General features: G+C 70.8%; 22 protein-coding genes and 2 pseudogenes. 10 read left to right on the forward strand and 14 right to left on the reverse strand.

Annotation, left to right across the window (positions count from 1 at the left end; genetic code table 11):
- The first annotated feature begins 169 nt into the window (after positions 1–169).
- From B1H29_RS31505 to B1H29_RS31525, 5 genes are all read left to right on the forward strand, one after another.
- Positions 170–1,150: an NADPH:quinone oxidoreductase family protein gene (locus B1H29_RS31505; RefSeq protein ID WP_055420710.1), complete on the forward strand. Its 981-nt coding sequence runs from the start codon at positions 170–172 to the stop codon at positions 1,148–1,150.
- Positions 1,147–2,328 (forward strand): acyl-CoA dehydrogenase, encoded by a 1,182-nt coding sequence (locus B1H29_RS31510; RefSeq protein WP_055420709.1) that lies wholly within the window; start codon positions 1,147–1,149, stop codon positions 2,326–2,328. The genes B1H29_RS31505 and B1H29_RS31510 overlap by 4 nt, the downstream gene beginning before the upstream one ends.
- On the forward strand, positions 2,325–3,413 hold the full coding sequence (locus tag B1H29_RS31515) for an acyl-CoA dehydrogenase family protein (RefSeq protein WP_055420708.1): 1,089 nt from the start codon (positions 2,325–2,327) through the stop codon (positions 3,411–3,413). The genes B1H29_RS31510 and B1H29_RS31515 overlap by 4 nt, the downstream gene beginning before the upstream one ends.
- Positions 3,414–3,604: 191 nt before the next feature.
- The gene (locus B1H29_RS31520) at positions 3,605–4,468 is read left to right on the forward strand and encodes a phosphatidylinositol-specific phospholipase C/glycerophosphodiester phosphodiesterase family protein (RefSeq protein ID WP_055420707.1); all 864 of its coding nucleotides are present in this window, start codon (positions 3,605–3,607) and stop codon (positions 4,466–4,468) included.
- A 115-nt stretch (positions 4,469–4,583) separates the two neighbouring features.
- A complete protein-coding gene (locus B1H29_RS31525) occupies positions 4,584–4,778 on the forward strand; it encodes a hypothetical protein (protein WP_055420706.1) in 195 nt (64 codons plus the stop codon).
- A gap of 27 nt (positions 4,779–4,805) precedes the next feature.
- Here the strand turns inward: B1H29_RS31525 and B1H29_RS31530 are convergent, their stop codons facing one another.
- From B1H29_RS31530 to B1H29_RS31540, 3 genes and pseudogenes are all read right to left on the reverse strand, one after another.
- Complete coding sequence (locus B1H29_RS31530) at positions 4,806–6,005, reverse strand: phosphodiester glycosidase family protein (RefSeq protein ID WP_055420932.1); 1,200 nt, start codon at positions 6,003–6,005, stop codon at positions 4,806–4,808.
- A gap of 224 nt (positions 6,006–6,229) precedes the next feature.
- Positions 6,230–6,346: pseudogene (locus B1H29_RS31535) on the reverse strand (DUF779 domain-containing protein); the annotation flags it as partial.
- Positions 6,347–6,352: 6 nt separating this feature from the next.
- Complete coding sequence (locus tag B1H29_RS31540) at positions 6,353–6,562, reverse strand: hypothetical protein (protein WP_055420705.1); 210 nt, start codon at positions 6,560–6,562, stop codon at positions 6,353–6,355.
- A gap of 211 nt (positions 6,563–6,773) precedes the next feature.
- Between B1H29_RS31540 and B1H29_RS31545 the strand changes: the two genes are divergently transcribed.
- Positions 6,774–7,007 carry a helix-turn-helix domain-containing protein gene (locus B1H29_RS31545; RefSeq protein ID WP_055420704.1) on the forward strand — a complete coding sequence of 78 codons (234 nt, stop codon included), beginning with the start codon at positions 6,774–6,776 and terminating at the stop codon, positions 7,005–7,007.
- A gap of 49 nt (positions 7,008–7,056) precedes the next feature.
- On the opposite strand, the gene B1H29_RS39915 is transcribed toward B1H29_RS31545, so the two are convergent.
- The 3 genes from B1H29_RS39915 to B1H29_RS31560 form a co-directional block, all read right to left on the reverse strand.
- Positions 7,057–7,185: a hypothetical protein gene (locus B1H29_RS39915; protein WP_279636568.1), complete on the reverse strand. Its 129-nt coding sequence runs from the start codon at positions 7,183–7,185 to the stop codon at positions 7,057–7,059.
- Positions 7,186–7,259: 74 nt separating this feature from the next.
- The gene (locus B1H29_RS31555) at positions 7,260–7,460 is read right to left on the reverse strand and encodes a hypothetical protein (RefSeq protein WP_055420702.1); all 201 of its coding nucleotides are present in this window, start codon (positions 7,458–7,460) and stop codon (positions 7,260–7,262) included.
- Complete coding sequence (locus tag B1H29_RS31560; protein ID WP_055420701.1) at positions 7,460–7,840, reverse strand: hypothetical protein; 381 nt, start codon at positions 7,838–7,840, stop codon at positions 7,460–7,462. The genes B1H29_RS31555 and B1H29_RS31560 overlap by 1 nt, the downstream gene beginning before the upstream one ends.
- Before the next feature lie 147 nt (positions 7,841–7,987).
- Between B1H29_RS31560 and B1H29_RS31565 the strand changes: the two genes are divergently transcribed.
- Entirely contained in the window at positions 7,988–8,233 is a 246-nt protein-coding gene (locus tag B1H29_RS31565; protein WP_079160564.1) for a GntR family transcriptional regulator, read from the forward strand.
- A gap of 35 nt (positions 8,234–8,268) precedes the next feature.
- Complete coding sequence (locus B1H29_RS31570) at positions 8,269–8,595, forward strand: hypothetical protein (protein ID WP_079160565.1); 327 nt, start codon at positions 8,269–8,271, stop codon at positions 8,593–8,595.
- Here B1H29_RS31570 and B1H29_RS31575 read toward each other — a convergent pair.
- Positions 8,549–9,136: a hypothetical protein gene (locus tag B1H29_RS31575; RefSeq protein WP_063787533.1), complete on the reverse strand. Its 588-nt coding sequence runs from the start codon at positions 9,134–9,136 to the stop codon at positions 8,549–8,551. The two genes, B1H29_RS31570 and B1H29_RS31575, sit on opposite strands and share 47 nt — an antisense overlap.
- Positions 9,137–9,244: 108 nt before the next feature.
- Here B1H29_RS31575 and B1H29_RS40255 point away from each other — a divergent pair.
- Both B1H29_RS40255 and B1H29_RS31580 read left to right on the forward strand, forming a co-directional pair.
- A pseudogene (locus B1H29_RS40255) lies at positions 9,245–9,433 on the forward strand (helix-turn-helix domain-containing protein); the annotation flags it as partial.
- Between the two features lie 12 nt (positions 9,434–9,445).
- The gene (locus tag B1H29_RS31580; RefSeq protein WP_055420700.1) at positions 9,446–10,003 is read left to right on the forward strand and encodes a hypothetical protein; all 558 of its coding nucleotides are present in this window, start codon (positions 9,446–9,448) and stop codon (positions 10,001–10,003) included.
- A 52-nt stretch (positions 10,004–10,055) separates the two neighbouring features.
- On the opposite strand, the gene B1H29_RS31585 is transcribed toward B1H29_RS31580, so the two are convergent.
- The 7 genes from B1H29_RS31585 to B1H29_RS31620 form a co-directional block, all read right to left on the reverse strand.
- Positions 10,056–10,316, reverse strand: coding sequence for a hypothetical protein (locus B1H29_RS31585; protein WP_055420699.1), 261 nt, complete (start codon positions 10,314–10,316; stop codon positions 10,056–10,058).
- Entirely contained in the window at positions 10,316–10,570 is a 255-nt protein-coding gene (locus tag B1H29_RS31590; RefSeq protein WP_055420698.1) for a hypothetical protein, read from the reverse strand. Before B1H29_RS31590 ends, B1H29_RS31585 begins: the two co-directional genes overlap by 1 nt.
- A gap of 2 nt (positions 10,571–10,572) precedes the next feature.
- A complete protein-coding gene (locus tag B1H29_RS31595) occupies positions 10,573–11,445 on the reverse strand; it encodes an N-acetylmuramoyl-L-alanine amidase (protein WP_234393135.1) in 873 nt (290 codons plus the stop codon).
- A gap of 66 nt (positions 11,446–11,511) precedes the next feature.
- Positions 11,512–12,030: a hypothetical protein gene (locus B1H29_RS31600; protein ID WP_159027855.1), complete on the reverse strand. Its 519-nt coding sequence runs from the start codon at positions 12,028–12,030 to the stop codon at positions 11,512–11,514.
- Between the two features lie 8 nt (positions 12,031–12,038).
- Positions 12,039–14,771, reverse strand: coding sequence for a hypothetical protein (locus tag B1H29_RS31605; RefSeq protein WP_055420696.1), 2,733 nt, complete (start codon positions 14,769–14,771; stop codon positions 12,039–12,041).
- Positions 14,772–14,773: 2 nt separating this feature from the next.
- Positions 14,774–17,236, reverse strand: a complete 2,463-nt coding sequence (locus tag B1H29_RS31610; protein WP_055420695.1) for a phage tail tape measure protein — start codon at positions 17,234–17,236, stop codon at positions 14,774–14,776.
- 205 nt (positions 17,237–17,441) lie between these two features.
- On the reverse strand, positions 17,442–17,963 hold the full coding sequence (locus B1H29_RS31620) for a DUF7426 family protein (protein ID WP_055420694.1): 522 nt from the start codon (positions 17,961–17,963) through the stop codon (positions 17,442–17,444).

Raw genomic sequence — 17,963 nt, forward strand, 5'->3', positions numbered from 1 at the left:
CCCGCCCGGTCGCGGTGTGCGCCCGCCCGGTAACGTCGTCCGCTCCTCCCGGCCGGGACGGCTCACCCGTTGTGACCCGGCGACTGCCCGCGACCTGTTCCCTCATCGGCAAGCGACCGCTTAGTATGCGGGGGACCCGGTCGGACGACGCAGTCGGTGGAGGCCCCGCATGCAGGCATGGCAGGTGCACGAGAACGGCGAGCCGGGCGAGGTGATGCGCCTCGCGGACGTCGCGCCGCCGACGCCCGGCGACGGGCAGGTCCTGCTCAAGGTCCGCGCCGCGAACATCAACTTCCCGGACGCCCTGCTGTGCCGGGGTCAGTACCAGGTCAGGCCGCCGCTGCCGTTCACGCCGGGCGTGGAGATCTGCGGCGAGACCGAGGACGGGCGCCGCGTCATCGCCAACCCCGCGCTGCCGCACGGCGGCTTCGCCGAGTACGCCCTCGCGGACGCCCGGGCTCTGCTGTCCGCCCCGGACGCCCTCGACGACGCCGAGGCCGCCGCCCTGCACATCGGCTACCAGACCGGCTGGTTCGGCCTGCACCGCCGGGCCCGGCTTCAGGCGGGCGAGACGCTGCTCGTCCACGCCGCCGCCGGAGGGGTCGGCAGCGCGGCCGTGCAGCTCGGCAAGGCTGCCGGCGCCACCGTCATCGGCGTCGTCGGCGGCCCCGACAAGGCGGCCGTCGCCCGCGAGCTGGGCTGCGACGTGGTCGTCGACCGACGCGACGAGGACGTCGTCGCCGTCGTGAAGGAGGCCACCGGCGGCCGGGGCGCCGACGTGATCTACGACCCGGTGGGCGGCCAGGCCTACGCCCAGTCCGCCAAGGTCGTCGCCTTCGAGGGCCGGATCGTCGTCGTCGGCTTCGCGAGCGGCACGATCCCCAGCCCCGCGCTGAACCACGCCCTGGTGAAGAACTACGCGGTCCTCGGCCTGCACTGGGGCCTGTACAACACCAAGAACCCCGAGCTGGTCCAGCACTGCCACGAACAGCTCACCGAGCTGGCCGCACGGGGCGCAGTCAAGCCGCTGGTGAGCGAGCGGGTGCCGCTCGGCGGCGCCGCGGACGCCGTGCAGCGCGTCGCCGACGGCAGGACGACCGGCCGGGTGGCCGTCGTACCGGAGAAGCTGGAGAAGGGAGCCGCCGCATGACCGACGCAGCGGAACTGCGCCGCCGTACGAAGGAGCTGCTGGCCGCGCATCCACCGGCCGGCACCGACCGCCTGGACTTCCTCCGGGCCCGCTTCGACGCCGGACTCGCCTGGGTGCACTACCCGGAGGGGCTAGGAGGGCTCGGCGCCCCACGCTCCCTCCAGGCCGTCGTGGACGCCGAACTGGTGGCCGCGGGCGCCCCCGACAACGACCCCCGGCGCATCGGCATCGGCCTCGGCATGGCCGCGCCGACCATCCTCCAGTACGGCACCGAGGAGCAGAAGCGCCGCCTCCTGCGTCCGCTGTGGACCGGCGAGGAGGTCTGGTGCCAGCTCTTCAGCGAGCCCGGTGCCGGATCCGACCTGGCCGCCCTCGGCACACGGGCCGTCCGGGACGGCGGGGACTGGGTGGTCAACGGACAGAAGGTGTGGACGTCCAGCGCGCACCTCGCCCGCTGGGCCATCCTCATCGCCCGCACCGATCCGGACCTCCCCAAGCACCGGGGCATCACGTACTTCGTGTGCGACATGACCGACCCCGGCGTCGAGGTCCGGCCGCTGCGCCAGATCACCGGTGAGGCGGAGTTCAACGAGGTCTTCCTCAGCGACGTCCGCATCCCCGACTCCCGCCGCCTGGGCGAGACCGGCGACGGCTGGCGGGTCGCGCAGACCACGCTGAACAACGAGCGCGTCGCCATCGGCGGTACCCCCGTCCCCCGCGAGGGCGGCATGATCGGCAAGATCGCCGCGACCTGGCGGGAACGCCCCGACCTGCGCACCCACGACCTGCACCAGCGCCTGCTCGGCCTGTGGGTCGAGGCCGAGGTCGCCCGCCTCACCGGCGTCCGCCTGCGCCAGCAACTGGTGGCCGGCCAGCCGGGCCCCGAGGGCGCCGGCATGAAGCTGAACTTCGCCCGCCTCAACCAGGAGATCAGCGGCCTGGAGGTCGAACTCCTCGGCGAGGAGGGCCTCCTGTACGACGACTGGACCATGCGCCGCCCCGAGCTGGTGGACTTCACCGGCCGCGACGCCGGGTACCGCTACCTGCGGTCCAAGGGCAACAGCATCGAGGGCGGGACCAGCGAGGTCCTGCTGAACATCGTCGCCGAGCGCGTCCTGGGGCTGCCCGCCGAGCCGCGCACCGACAAGGACGTCGCATGGAAGGACCTCGCCCGATGAGCGCACAGTCGGAACCCGGCCTGCTCTACTCGGAGGAGGAAGAGGCGCTGCGCGCCGCCGTCCGGGACCTGCTCACCGACCACTGCGACCCGGCGGGCGTCATCGCCCGCACCGAGTCGGCAGCCCCGCACGACGTGTCGCTGTGGAAGGCCCTCTCCGACTCGATGGGCCTCGCCGGCCTGCTGATCCCCGAGGAACTGGGCGGCCAGGGCGCCACCCACCGGGAAACCGCCGTGGTCCTCGAGGAACTGGGGCGCGCGGTCGCTCCGGTGCCCTATCTGACGAGCGCCGTGGTCGCCACCGAGGCCCTGCTGGCCTGCGGGCCCGACGACCTGCTCACCGAACTGGCGTCCGCGACGACCGTCGCCGCACTCGCCGTCGGGCTGCACGTCGCACCGGGCGCCGCCGTACCGCACGTACGGATCGAAGACGGGCTCCTGCACGGGGAGTTGACCGGCGTCGCCGACGCGGCCGTCGCCGACGTGCTGCTGGTGCCCGCGGACGACGGGGGACTGTACGCGGTCCGCGCCGCCGACGTGACCGTCACCCCGCAGGTGTCCCTGGACCTGACCCGGCCGGTGGCCCGGGTGACTCTCGACGGCGCGTCCGGGCGCCGGCTCGGCGACGCCGGACCCGCCGTACGGCGCGCCCTGCGGGCCGGCGCGGGTCTGCTCGCCTCCGAGCAACTGGGCGTCTCCGACTGGCTGCTGACCGAGACGGTCCGCTACCTCAAGGAGCGCAAGCAGTTCAACCGCCAGGTCGGCGGGTTCCAGGCGCTCAAGCACCGGCTTGCCCGGCTGTGGCTGGAGGTCGCGGGCCTGCGCGCCGCCGCCCGCAACGCGGCCGACGCGCTGGCGACCGGCGAGGACACCGACGTGGCCGTCGCGGTGGCCCAGGCGTACGCGGGCCAGGTCGCCGTCCACGCCGCCGAGGAGGCGCTGCAACTGCACGGCGGCATCGGTATGACGTGGGAGCACCCGGTCCATCTGTACCTGAAGCGGGCCAAGGCCGACTCGATCGCCTACGGCGCGGCCGGCACCCACCGGGCGGCGCTGGCCGAACTGGTCGACCTGCGGGCACCCTGACCGTCCGCCCCCGTACGCGAAGTGCCCGTCCCGTCTGGGGCGGGCGCTTCACGTAGGGCGCCCGCCCGCCGCCGCGCGGAAGTGAACGAGCGGCGGCGGTCCGGCCAACTCCCCGCACGACTCTGCTCCCTGAAGGCATCGGGACTCCATACTCACAGGCGTCCCGTAAGGCACCTCCAGGGAGGCAGAGCATGGCCCTCACCACCCGACGCAGAGCCCTCACCACCCTCGGCGCCGCCCTCGCGGGCGCGGTCGCCCTGCCCGCCGGCACCGCACTGGCGAGCGAAGGCAGGCACGGACCGCGCCCGTTGTGGCGCGCCCACGCCCACAACGACTACGAGCACCCCCGCCCCCTCCTCGACGCCCTCGACCACCGCTTCGGCAGCGTCGAGGCCGACATCTACCTGGTCGACGGCCAACTTCTGGTCGCCCACGACCCCGAGGACCTCGACCCCTCCCGCACCCTGGAATCCCTCTACCTCGACCCCCTCGCCGCCCGGGTCCGCGCCCACCACGGCCGGGTGTACCGGCGGGACCGTCGCGCCCTGCATCTCCTGATCGACCTCAAGACCGAGGGATCGTCGACGTACCTCGAACTCGACCGCCACCTGCGCCGCTACAAGCACCTGTTCACCACCTACGCCCACGGCCGGGTGTTCCCCGGCGCCGTCACCGCGGTGATCTCCGGTGACCGGGCCGCCCGCGCCCCCATGGCGGCCCAGCGCACCCGCCGCGCCTTCTACGACGGCCGTCTCACCGACCTCGGCAGCTCCGCGCCGGCCTCCTTCATCCCGCTGATCAGCGACAACTGGACGCTCAACTTCACCTGGCGGGGAGTGGGCGCCTTCCCGGCGGCCGAGCGGCGCAAGCTGCGGGGCATCGTCGGCGCCGCGCACTCCCGCGGGCAGCGGGTACGGTTCTGGGCCACGCCCGACATCGCGGGCCCCGCACGGGACGCCGTGTGGACCGAACTGCTCGCCGCCGGGGTCGATCACCTCAACACCGACGACCTCGCCGGGCTGGAGACGTTCCTCGACGCCCACCGGGACGCGTAGGACACCGACGTAACACCACTCGTTCGGAGGACAGGTCAGCCGCCCGGACGAACCCTCCGCTACGCCACACTTACGGCCGAACGCCGCGAAGTGGACGTGGCGGAGGAGGTTGACGATGGCCGTTTCCATCTCAGTGGTGCTGTTGCTGTCCGTCCTGGCGGTGATCTTCCTGCGCAACGGCGGGCTGAAGGTCTCGCACGCACTGGTGTGCCTGTTGCTCGGCTTCTACCTGGCCAGTACGAGCATCGCCCCGACCATCAGCAGCGGTCTGGCCGCGACGGCGGAGATCGTCGGCAGCCTCAGACCGTGAGAGAAGGACAGGGGCGGCGCGGCGGTGTCATGGTGAGGAGAAGACCCCGATGCCGTTCGGCACGGGGCGCTCGGCGCCGCCGCTGGGACTGTTGCGCACGGAGACGCCGGCCGCGCCCGGCTCCCGGGCGACCAGGGTCGTCGAGCCGCCACCGTCCAGACTGAAGGCGTCGACCGCGCCCAAACCCCGCATTACGGAAGCGACTTCGGCGATCGTGAGGCCGGTGCGGTAGGCGGGCGAGCCGTCCAGCGCGAGCAGGAACACCCGCCTGCCACCGTCCGCCACGCCCGCCGCGGTGCGCACGGCCGACACGGTGTCGTCGAGGGCGGGCAGTGGTCGCCCGTCCGCCAGCACGGGGTAGCCGCCGAGCGCGAAGCGGTACGGGACCCGGGAGGCCGACGCCACCAGCCGGTGCCGCACCCGGACCGGCTCACCGGGGGAGAGCCGCCGCAGCCGCCGCGCGCCCTCCTCCCGGCCGACCAGCACCGTCGTTCCGGAAGTGACCGGGCCGCTGCCGGGTGTCCCGGAGGCGGCGACGACCCGGCCGCCGCGCACCGTCACCTCGTAGGTGTCCGTGCTGCACGGGGCGGCGCGGTCGGTGTCGGTGCCGCAGGTCGCGCGCATCCGGGAGGCGCCGCCCCACGCGCTGGTGAACGCGCCGATCGAGCCGGTCGGCAGCGCGTACTGGTTGAAGCCGCCGAGTGGGAGCCGCCCGTCCCGGGTGCGGACGGATCCGTCCAGGGACAGCCGGTCCAGTCGGGCCCGACGGTCGACCCCCACGCCGAGTACGTCGCGGGTCGTCGTGCCGGGCGGCAGCGCGGGCCCGAAGCGCTGGCCGTCCGGCACCGCCCCCTTGAGTGCCCGGCCGTGCGCGATCGCCGGGCCGACGCTCGCGCCGGTGGCCTCTACGCCCGGGTGCTGGGTCTCGGTGATGTTGAAGAAGTCGCCGTTGACGCCGGCGACGGCGCCCTGGGTGCCGGCCAGCCGGGAGACCGGGGCGCGTGCGGCGACCGCCCCCGGATACAGCAGGCCGAGCCGTACGCGCGGGTCGCGAAGGTCGACACTCAGCACGTGGGCGTGCGTCACCCCCTTGGCGGCGGGGATGTCGAACTCCTCGTACGTCACTCCCGGCGCGATCTGCGCCGCGTACTGCGCGGCGCCCGCCGGTGCCGCGCCCGCCGGTGCCGCGCCCGCCGGTGCCGCGCCCGCCGGTGCCGCGCCCGTCAGGCTCGCGCAGGCCAGCGTGCCGAGGGCCGCGAGGAGCGCCAGTAATGGTCTGCGCGAGGGTGCCGCCGGTCTGCCGTCCGCTTTGCCCGGCGGTTCCGCCGGTCTCCCGTCCTCCCCGCCCGTCGGGAAACGTGTGCGACGGTGCGTCACAGTGCCTCCTGATGTCTCGTCACCTGACGTAGGCTCAGGGGCAGTGCACCAGACCGCGGCGTCCCGGGGGACGGCTATGCGCCGACGACGCGGGAACGGATGAGGAAACGCACCCCCTCGGGCGCCTCCAGCGAGAACCCGCTGCCCCGGCCCGCGACGACGTCGACGATCAGCCGGGTGTGGCTCCACAAATGGCTTTACTGATGTAGGTCTGTAAGTTCGTCTACGAGGTCGAGCACGTCGCCAAGGCGTCCCCGGAGGCGTTCGACCATGAGGATGAGGCCGGCGGCGTCCAGCTGGGCGAGGTCTTCGGCGCGGGCGGAGTCGAGGTCGCGGCGCGCGTAGTCGATGCGTGCGTACTGGAGGTCGGTGAGGGTCCCGGTGGGGTGGGACTGCTCATCGGTCATGTGGTGCCACCTGCTGATCTGTCGTGCTGGGGATGTGGGGACGCGTGGGGGGGGCCTGGGTAATCGTTAGGCAAAAGCTTGCATGTTGCAATAAGTCGAACGTCACGTCACTCGAACGAGTGTCTTAATTGAATCGTGCTTGTATGCCGCAGGCGAAGATGCCTCATTTATCGTGCTGACTTAGGATGATCTTCGTCGGAGCGTTTGTCGAGTGCACGCACCCGACGACGATGACTGGCTCTACGAGCACAGCCACGTCCTCGGCGAGCGCATCCGCGCTGAACGCGAGCGTAAGAAGATCACGCAAGAGCGCCTCCACCTCGGCGCCGGCATCAGCCGCAACGTCCTCCAGCTCATCGAATCCGGCCGCCACAACCCGACGCTCTTCACGCTGCTGCGGATCGCCCGCGTTCTCGACGTGCCCCTCGCCGACCTCGTGAGATGAGCGGCCCGCCCCCGACGGAGGACGGAGACGGGCCGCAGTCAGGAAGGTTTCAGGGCTTGGGCGGGAAGATGAACCCCCGCACAGGCCGCTGCTCCTTCGGGTCACGCGATGTGGGCTGCTGCGTTCGCTTCCACGCCGCCACCAGCTTCGCGTAGCGCGGGTCGATCCACTCGGTCACGGTCACCTCCAGGCTCAGGGTACGGACGCCAGGCGGCCCCGGTCGGCAGTTCGCCATCCGGGGCCGCGGTTCCGCTACTGGCTCGGTCGGCGGTCTGCGAGCCGGGAGCGGAACGTCTCGGGGCCGCCGCCGTAGGGCGTCCAGTGCCCGCCCTTGCCGTCGTCATCCGAGTGGTACGGCTCGCGGCAGCAGTGCAGCTTGCGCGGGCCGAACTTCTCCCAGCAGTAGCCCATCTCGTGGCCCGGGCGGTACGGGCGGTCCGGGTCCTGCGGCATCAGCGTCGGCCGTCCCTCACGAGCCGGTACAGGGCGCGGGCGGTCTCGCAGGCGGCGGTCTCGCTGGGCGCCGGCCGCTTCCGGCAGTCCCCGCAGCCGGGGGCGTGGACGAGGAGCGCGCGGTGCGCGCGGTCGGCGACGTGGCGTCGGCACGCGCGCGGGAACCAACGGCCGGCGGTGTCGAGCGGCTCGCCGAGGTCGACGGCCGTCTCGCCGGTGAGTCGTTCGGTGCCCCAGACACAGACGGCGCCGCGGGCCTGGTCGACGGTGACCTTCGCCAGCAGGAGCGGCGGCAGTCCGAGGACGCGCACGATGGCGGGCGGTACGTCGAGGGGGGCGGGGGCCTCTGCCGTGGCGGCAGGGGGGCCGGTACGGTGCATGCGTCGACTCCTTCGCAGTCGGCCATGCCCCCGGACCGGTAGCACGGTCGCGGGGGTCTTCCGTGTCGACGCTACCTGGCGTGTCAGGTGTTGTCAGGTGACGTCACCCGACGGGAAGCATCGTCGTATCGCTCCTACGGTCGATATATGACCGTGGACCTGGACGGACCGGACCCCTTGTACGAGCAGATCGCGGCTGTGCTCACGGCCCGGATCGCCGACGGCACGTACCCGCCGCGTCGGCGCATCCCGTCGGAGGCCGCAGTCGTGGAGGAGTTCGGGGTGTCCCGGCCGACCGCGCGGGCCGCCGTGCAGCTTCTTGTCGACCGCGGGCTCGTCCACACCGTCCGAGGTAAGGGCTCCTACGTCGTTGACGAGCCGCCCCGAGCATGACTCCCTGTGAGTGGCGCGGCCGGTAGCCTCCCGGCATGGACGACGCCGCCGCGCAGCAGCCGTACATCGATCCCGACTCCGACCACGATGACCGGCCGGTGTGCGGGATCTGCCCGTCTCTGCGCTTCCCGCGCGAGGCCTTCGTCATCTACGACCGGCCCACCTGGGAGGCCCCGTTCGACCCGGACGACGGCCGGCGCTACACCCTCGACGGCAGGGTCCCCGCATGCGTGCACCCCCACAAGATCGGGCTCCCGCCAGACAGGCAGGCCCCGCCTCCCAAACCGCTGGAGACGGAGCCCGCCGCCCAGTCGGCTACGCCGCGGCGAAGTCGATGGTGGAGGCCATCCCGCGCTCGGTGATGCCGATCCCGGCGTACAGGCCGTCGAGGACCTGGCGGCGCCGCTCGGCCTCCGGCTCGTCGATCCAGTAGCGCGAGTCGACGTCACCGAAGGTGGCCTTGTAGGCCTGGTGGGTGTAGTCGCCCCAGTTCCAGGCGCGGCCGGCCTCGTGCTCGCGGACGGTGCTGTGCACGAACAGGTGGCCGGTGCGTGCCTGCACCCGAGACAGGGCGGTGAACTGGGCGCAGAGCGCGTGCACCGCGGTGTCGACCGGCACGGGCACGGGCAGCTCGGCCGCCAGCTCGTCGCCGTTGGTCATCTCGTACACCGCGCTCTTCAGCGCCATGACGCGCAGTGCGTCGTCGATGAGCGGCGGTGCGTCACGCTCGACGCTGTACTCGGGGATGAGGACCTGGCCGTAATCGTCGGTCCAGTCCGAGGAGTACTTCTTGCAGCCGTCGAGGACCGCGGGCATTTCCGGGTCCGCCATCCATGCGGTGTGGATCTCGCGGGCCCGTTTGCTGACGTTCTCCGGTGCGGGACGGGTCAGGGTGATGGCCACTGCTACCTCCGTGTCGGGGTTGCTGGTGCCCGTCATCGTGGATCGCCAGTTGGGACGGTTGTACTGACGAACGGGGGCCATTTGGGACGCCACGCGCTAGCGTCCGAAGTGGCCCAAACGTCCTGGGGAGTTGCCTTGCATCAGGAGCTGCAACGCGCTATCGAGAGCGCCGGATTATCCCGCTCCCGGCTGGCCCGTAAAGTCGGCGTGAGCGTCAAGACGGTGGATCGCTGGGTATCTGACCCACGTCGCGTCCCCCACCAACGGACGCGGGACGAGGTGGCAAGCGCGTTAGGAGTGGACGCAGACATGCTGTGGCCCAAGATCCGGGGGGCGGCACCCGGGCCAGACCGGGAGATCGTGGCGACCTACCCATACCGCAACGCCTGCCCAACCGCTGTGTGGTCCCGCCTTTTCGACGGCGCGAAGCGGGAGATCACCTACGCCGGGTACACCAACTACTTCATCTGGCAGGAGCAGCCGAGGATGCCCGAGCGGCTCGCGGCCAAGGCGGCGTCGGGCTGCGCGGTGCGTTTCCTGGTCGGCGATCCCGAGTCTGAGGTGACGCGTCGGCGCGAGGAGATCGAGGCCGTACCGCTCACCGTGTCGACGCGGATTCGGATCACGCTGGACGCGCTCAGCCGGATCAACGGGGACGGCGTGGAGGCTCGGCTATCCGACGGGCACATCGCCCTGTCGGTGTTCCGGTTCGACGACGAGATGCTGGTGACGCCGCACCTGGCGAACCTCCTCGGCCACGATTCGCCCCTGCTGCATCTACGACGTCGGGGTTCCGGCGGGCTGTTCGATCGGTTCGCTGAGCATGTTGATGCGCTGTGGGGCGAAGCCCGGCCGGTGACGGCGTAGACCCAGACATGACGAAGCGGCCCCGCCCTCCCGGAGGAGAGCGGGGCCGCGGTTATCGGGCGAAGAGGGCGAGCGCGCCGGTGGCAGCACCGGCGACGCCGGCGAGGACACCGATGGTGGGCATCGGCCAGCGGGCGCGCTCGAGGGTGCGAATCCTGATCTCGTGGTCTTGGACGTCGGAGCGGATGTCCTTGGCCTCGTCGAGGAAGTTGTCCACCTTGGACTCGATGCGGCCGACCGTCTGAGCCAGGTCCCTCACCTCCTGGTACATCTGGGCGTTACTGATGTACACGCCCGTCTCGGGCGTCGTCATCAGACCCCCTTGGCGAGGGATGCGCTGTTGGTGACGTCGCGAATCCGCGCGAACAGCCCCTTGGCCAGAGCAAGGACGGCTCCGACGCCGCCCGCTCCGGCGGCGTACCACATGCTGCCGTCCAGCGGGGTGGTGACGACGATGCCGCCGATGAAGCTCTGCAGGAACGTCGACAGGACGCGCTCCAGGAGGTCGCGGCCGTAGGTACTGGCGGTCTTCACGACGGTCTGGCCGTCGAAGTGCAGGTCGGGCATGTTCAGGACTCCTTCTTGAGGGCGGCGACGTCGGCGCGCAGCGCGGCGACGTCCTTGCGGAGCGCGGCGAGCGCGCTGGGCAGGCCCGCCACGGCGTTGTAGATGGAGCGGATGTAGCTGGACGCCGTCCAGCGCGGGTTCTTCTTCACGTCCGGCGCGAACGACGGTGCCGGAAGCTTGTCGGTGTCCCAGGTCGCGTCGAAGACGTCGCCCTTGTCCATGTCGAGATCCTCCTTGGGAGTGCTGGTTTCGGGGGTGCTGGGCTTCCAGCCGCCGCTGGAGGGGCCGTCGAGGCGGTCGGCGATCCGGGCGCGCATCGACGCCATGGTGAAGCCGCGCGGGTCGACCTTTCCGGGCTGCCACTCGAGGTGGCCGATCACGGAGCGTTCGTTCCAGCCGTGGTGGCGGCAGACGGCGGCGGCGGCCCGTTCGATGGCCTCGAGCTGGGCGGCGGGCCAGGGGTCCTTGCCGTCGCCGAGGTTTTCGCACTCGAATCCGTAGAAGTGCCGGTTGCCGTCGGTGTTCGCCTCGTTGTCGGCGGGCAACGGCTGCTCGTTGATGACAGCGCCCAGGACGTTGTCGTCGCCCAGGCCCGCGTGGTTGGCGCGGCCGTAGCCGACCAGGTGCACCTTGCCGTCCTTGGTGATGACGCCGTGGCACAGCGGACCGGGCAGGCTGGCGTATCCGTGGCGGCAGATGTCGACGGTGCGCTTGCTGCCCTTCGTCACGGTGTGGTGGACCATCACGCCGTGCACGGGCCCCCAGCGGCCTTTGTGGTTGCGGTTGTGGTCTTCCCAGTCGCCGACCTCGACGACGGTCAGGCCCTCGTCGCGCAGGGCTTGCAGGAAGCTCCGCGCTGCCATCGGTGCGGCCATCAGGCCTCCAAAACGTGAAAGAGGCCCCGGCCAGACGGCGCGGGGCGGGATGGATGGTCAGCAGGATCAGGGGGCGGCCTCGTACGTGCCCCACGCCCGCAGCGACGAGCCCGCATCCCACGTCCACGGCGTCGACGCGTCGATCAGACCCGCACCAGACGCGGTGGAGATCGCGTTGATGTTGCCGCCGGACATCTCGAACTCGAACGTCCCCGTAGTCGTCAACCGCACGCGGATCGGCTGCCGCGTCCCCGCGCCGCTCGAGTAGCCGGACGGCGCCCCGTTCCGCTGGATCTCACCAGCACCACACCCGCCGGCCGTCATGGCCGCCGAGACCGGAGCCGAGATCCGCCAGTTGTCCGTACCCGACCCGAAGTTCGTCGTCGACCCGAACACGATGTCCAGCCGGAAGAAGACGGTGGTCGCGGACTGCGCCCACCGTGCGGAGACGGCGGCGTCCCCGAAGGTGGGGGTGGAGGCGCCGGACGTCGTCCATACCGGCGTCCAGTCCTGCCACGTCGGCGAGATCGACGCCAACCGGTTGGCGCTCACGATCATGCCCGGCTGCCAGGGTTCAAAAGCCACGGGGTCTCCTACAGGGCGAGTCTCATCGGGTTGGCGAGCCGCAGATCCGCGCCCACCGCATGGCTCTTCTCGATGCCGTTGACAGAGCGGACCATGGTGAACGCCTGCGGGCTCGACGCGCCGGAGATACCCGTCACGGTCATGACCTCGCCGCCCACACGGACGTCGAAGTCGGTCTCGTACCGCCACAGCGGGCCAGCGGTGACCGCCACCGACAACGTCGTGTCGTCAGCGTCCACGGCCGCGGCGAGTTCACTGCCGTCCGTGTCGACGATGCCGAGCTGCTCGTCGCCCAGTACGCCCACCTTCCAGGGCCCGGCTGGCACGCAGTCGTAGGTGATGGTCCACGTGCGGGGCAGCAGCGTCTCTTTCAGGCCCATGACCATCAGGTCGACGTCGTCCGGCGCCACCCAGCGCGGCATGTTCGTCAGCCGGATCACGTCGCCCTCGCGAAGGGCGAGCACCGCGGGGATCAGCTCCGGGTGCCGGTGGAGGTTGATGGTGACGGCCGGGTAGCGGGGGGCGTCCCACGTGCCCAGATGCAGCTCCCAGAATGCTCTCGGTTCGGTCTGGGCGTCGGTCGCCAGAGACAGCGGGATGGAGGTGTCGTAGACGCCGACGCCGTCCGGCGGGTCCTGCACCGACAGGGGGCCGGAGGCCAGCACCACGCGTGTGGACGAGCCAGCCTCGCGCGTCACGGTGACGTCATTGCGGATGGCCGTGTCGTCGTCGACCGGCTCCAGTGGCCCGGCGATCTGCCCCTGCGCGTAGTCCAAGATGAGTGCCGGGTCCTGCGAGTACAGCGTCGACCGAGGCCGGTACAGCAGCCGCAGTGCGGTCTGGTCCTCGGTGAGTAGACCGGCGTCCGCGTCCGCCGCCGTACGGACCAGGCTGAGGACGGGTGCGATGTCCTGATAGCCCACCGGCTCCGTCGAGGCTGGCGGTGCGGTCAGCGTGACCGGGAGGCCCTCCTCGTCGGACAGCCGCAGCATTCGAGCGCCCGCGGTCTCCCCGGACCAGGCGTTCATCGCGTTGTCGTAGGCGGTGGTGAAGAAGACGTCCCACACGGAGATGTGGCCGATGGCCAGTCCGTTGATGTCGGCGGAGTAGCCGCCGGGCGGTGAGTGGACACCGGTCGGGCGGCCGGTGATACCTGCCACGGTGTTCTGGTAGAAGCCGGCGTCGCCGGTGATGTCGGACCAGACGAGGGCGTAGTGGATGTTGCTGCCCTGCTGTTCTACGGCGAATCGGCACTTGACCCATTGGCCGAAGATGTCGACGCCGGTGTCGATGATGCGGTCGACAATCGGTTCGCCTTCGTAGCCGAGGCCGAGGAGGCGGGAGGTGTCGGGGCCCATCTGGATGTACCAGTCCCGGATGGTGCCGGTGGAGTGGATCAGCATGAATGTGCGCCGGGTTGGCGGTACCTGCGGCATGCGGTACATGAAGTTCACGGACCAGCCCGGCAGGCTTGCCCACGAGTAGTTGCGGACCATGCCGTTGAGGTGGGAGAGGTTCCCGGGCTGGGAGTTGACGGTGGGCAGTGGTCTGGACGAGGGGAGGCTGTTGTCGGCGGCCCACTGGGCCTGGGTGAAGCGGAGGGGGTCGATGCCTGCCACCGGCGAGTAGGCGCGGTCGGCGTGCTGGCCTTCTTCCATCGGCCAGTACGCCATCGGCTTGAAGCTCGGGATGCGGTGTCGCAGGGAGGAGTCCACGGCCTTGGTGCCGCGTCCGAGGCGGCGCAGGATCCCGGCCGCCTGCACGGGTACCCACGCGTCTGCCTCGCTGGGGACCCATTTTTGCGGCCACTCGCTGATCTCGCCGATGAACCGGTCCACGCGGTCCCGGATCTCTGCCGCGTCGGAGAGCGTCCAGGGTCGGCCGGCGCCGTCCGTGAATGCGGTGGTGCCTGCGGTCTGGGCGGTGAAGTCTGGGTTAGCGACGACGGGTCCGTCGATGCCGTTGCGGACCTCCGCATGGTAGACGCGACCGGCTACGGCGATCCTCGGCGGGGTCGCGTTGTCCTGCGCCGGGGCGATTAGCAGGGGGGCTGGTCCGGCGTAGATGCTGGAGGGGCTGGCCACCGTCACGGGGATGTCGTCCCCGATCTGCGTCCACGGCCCGGCGATGGACTCCGCCCAGTACAGGCGGATCATCCAGTTCGTGCCGTCGCTGCTGTCGACGGTTCCGCGCAGGGCCGCGCGGCGCGGCAGGCTGGGCAGCGTCCAGTGGCCGGTCGGGCCGGTGCTGCCGTTGGTGGTGGTGATGATGTGAAGGGAGCCGTCCTGGATCCGCAGATGCCAGGACCGGTTGCCGGTCTCTTGCGACCACCGGCCGATGAGGATTTGTGCGGTGGGTGCGTACCAGGCGGCCTCTCCCTCCCAGCGCAGATCGATCGCGTTGGTGATGTCCAGAGTGGCGTGGTGGGGGGTGGAGGCGAAGCTCTCCGTGGCGCCGTCGAGCTGGAGGTAGGACTCGTCGCCGGGCAGGGACAGGCGTACGCGTGTGTTGCGGCCGATCTTCCCGTAGTACGGGCTCATCGGGTTGCGGTTGCTGTACTTGCCGGACTTGTTGTTCAGGGTGATCGGCACGGATGCCGGGTCCGCGACCGCCCCCTCGTTGCGGATGCCCCGCTGATGGGTGATCGGAGACCTGGTGTAGACGTCCGCAGTGATGTCGGTCCAGACTCCGTCGATCAGCAACTCGATCCGCAGCCCGAGCGGAGTCTCCGGGAACGCCACTGCTACCTCCTGTTGTTGCCCAGAACGACCTGGACGTCGCCACCGGCGATGCCGACCTGGTTGCGGATGATGGTGAGGAGCTGGTCAGTGAGAGCGTCGCCAGCCCTGAGCGTCGCCGTCCGTACAGATCCGCCACCGCTGCCGCTTGCGTTCATCGCGGATCCGACGGCGCCGGCGTACGACGCGGACGGCGTCGGCGTGTTCACCAGGCCCGCCATCGTCCGGTCGAGCTCCCCGGACGAGGACTCGATACCGGCGACGATGCCGCGCGGGATCCACCGGCCGACGCTCTTGGCCATGACCTTGGACGGGCTGGCGATGCCGAGGGCCTTGGCGATCGGGCCGGGGATCATGGACCGGGCGAAGCTCATGAGCTGGCTCCGCAGGTAGCCGCCCATGGACCGGACGCCGTTGAGCAGGCCGCGTACGACGTCCTGGCCCTTGCCGTACAGCAGGCCTGCCACGTTGCCGAAGGCGCCTGCGATCCTGCGGGGCAGCCCGCGTACCCACGAAACGACTCCGAGAGCCCGATTCACTGTCGAGTCACGGAAGGATTGCCAGGCGCCGACCGCCCGGGCCCTGATCGCCGAGCCCAGCCCAGACAGGGCGCCGCTCGCCCGCCCGGGCAGGGCCTGCACCGACGCGATGAACGACGCCCAGGCCGAGCCGACGGGCCCGGACACGTACCGCGACCACAGGCCCGAGAACCAGCGCCCGATCGCCGCGCCGAGGACAGACATCACGGCACCGGCCTGGCCCGCCTTCGCGGTGATCCAGCCCGTGAAGCTGGCCCACCAGCGCGGTACGTTCTCGATGAGGGCCGTGATGAGGCGGCCGACGAAGCCCACCATCAGGCTGATCGCGGCGACGCTGATCGCGGCGGCGGCGAGTGCAGGCAGGGCTACCAAGGCCAGGGTGATGGCCCCGGCGATCGCGGCGACTTTCAGGACCTTCGTCGGATTCTGCATGATCCACTCGGCTACCGACTGCCCCGCCCCCGCGATCCCCTCGATCATCTTCGGTGCGAGTTCGCGGGCCTTGGCTGCGAGCCGCTGCCCCAGGATCGGGAAGAACGCCACGATTCGGTCGGCGAACGCGGCACTGTCGGCTTCCTTCCCGGCCTGTGCCCACATGCCGCCCAGCGCCTTACCCGCCACGTCCCGGACGTTGGTGAACGCGGGGACCACGGTGCCGCCGAGGAAGTCGACGAGGTTCTGTTGCATCTTCCGTTTGAACTGCTCCAGGCGGGTGCCTGCGTTGTCGCGGAGAGTGTCGCCCATCTCCTCCGCAGCACCGCCGACGTCCCCGAGCGCAGCCGTGGCCTCCGACGGATCCAGGGCGAAGAGGGCTTTCTGCGTGTCCTCGGCCTTCGTCCCGAACAGAGCCAGCGCCACCTCTGCGCGCTTCGCCGGGTCCTCGATCTTGCGGAGCCGGTCGAACATCATGTCCAACGCGGCCTCGGCTGGAGGGCCACCCTCAGAAATGACCTCCTGCATGTCCTTGCCCGACATGCCGATCGCGGCGAAAGCAGCTTCCACCTCCTTGCCGCCGCCCTGCGTGATCAGCACGAATTCTTTGAGCGCGTCGGCGACCACATCCGTGTCGCGGGCGCCAGCCTTCATGCCCTGCGAGAGGAGGCCCGTCGCCGTGCTGGCGTCCAGGCCCATCTGACGGAAGATCGTGGAGTACTCGTTGAAGGTGTCCGCGATGTCGTCGGCGCGTGGCCCCATCTTCTGCAGGCCTGCGGTGAGGGCGTCGAGGGCCTCGGTGCCGTCCTTGGCCAGCCCCGTTTTGATCATCTGGCCGACGGCGTTCGCGGTCTGACCCAAGTCCAGCTCGAACGTGGACGCCAGGTCGGAGACCTTCGTCGCGATCGACTCCAACTGGGCCTCAGTCGCCCCGGGCGGAGCGATACCCGCCCGCATGATGGCGCTGATCGCGTCCGCAGCGGTCTGGAAATCCTCGGTGACCGCGTTCGAGTACAGGCGCCCGGCAAGCTCGCCGTACTTCTTCGCCTCCGCCGGCGTCGCACCGAGCTGCGCACCGAGCCGTCCGACGATCCGGGACTGGTCCATGGCCTCGCCGAAGGCCTGCATGAGGAGAGCGCCGGCCGCCGCGCCCACGCCAGCGGCGGCCATCTTCAGCGCGCCGAGTTTCTCGCCCATGCCGCTGACGGCCTCGTCCGCGCCTGCGTTGCCCGTGTCGCTGAGCCCGTCGCCGAGTCCCTCGCCCGCTTCCCGGCCCGCCGTGACGAAGCGGCCGCGCATGTCGCGGAGGCGGCCGTCGGCGCCGCGGACGATGCCGTCGCCGAGGTTCTCTCCGGCTTGCCGTCCGGCGCGTTCGGCGTCGCCTTCCATGCGCTGGCCGGACTGCCGGAGGGCGGTCTCGGCTTGGCGTAGGGCTGTGGGTACGCCGTCGGCGTCGAGGGTGATGAGGCCGGTGAGTTCGCCGACGGTGAGCGCCACTGCTACCTCCTACGGGGTTGCTTGGGGGGTGGAGGTGCGAAGTGCCTGCTGATGCGGGAGTCGGCGGAGAGGAGCCCGTAGAGGCGGGTGCAGAGCCAGCGCCATGACCTCTCCCGGAGCAGGCCGGGAGTGTCGAGGTCGAGGCCGTAGGTGTCCTGGAAGTCCGCCTCGACAAGCGGCCATTGCTCGAGCAGGTCGGCGCGGGTTACCCGCTTGCCCCGTTGCCGCGCCTGCGACGCTGGCGGGAGCCCGCCCTCGTACCACTCGTAGAGCCCCGTGACCGGGTCGTATTCGCCGCGGCCGACGCCGAGGGCGCTGACCTCTGCTGCCGACGGCCCGCCCGGTTCGGGGCGAGGAGAGAAGGGTCGCCACCGGAGCCCCAGAACTTGGCGGCGGTGTCGCGGTCGTTGAGGACCCACACCATCGCGGTCATCGCGGCGTGCCGGAAACGGGACCACTTCACCTGGGCGAGCATGTCGTCGTGAACGTCGCCGAGGACCAGGCGGAAGAGGTCCCGTTCTTCCGCGTCGTCGAGGACTTCCTGATCCGGTTCGGTGCCGTCCAGGAAGAGCTTCGCGGCGGCCTTGGTGATCGTGTCGACGCGTAGGCCGTCCTCCGCGGGCGGTGACGGGATGCTGAAGACGCGGGTCTGCCCGTCCTTGCAGAGGACGGGCAGCTTCAGGTAGTCGTCGAGGAAGTCCTCGAGCGCTTCGAACTGTGCGGCCAT

This window comes from Streptomyces pactum (assembly GCF_002005225.1).
Taxonomy (GTDB): Bacteria; Actinomycetota; Actinomycetes; order Streptomycetales; family Streptomycetaceae; genus Streptomyces; species Streptomyces pactum_A.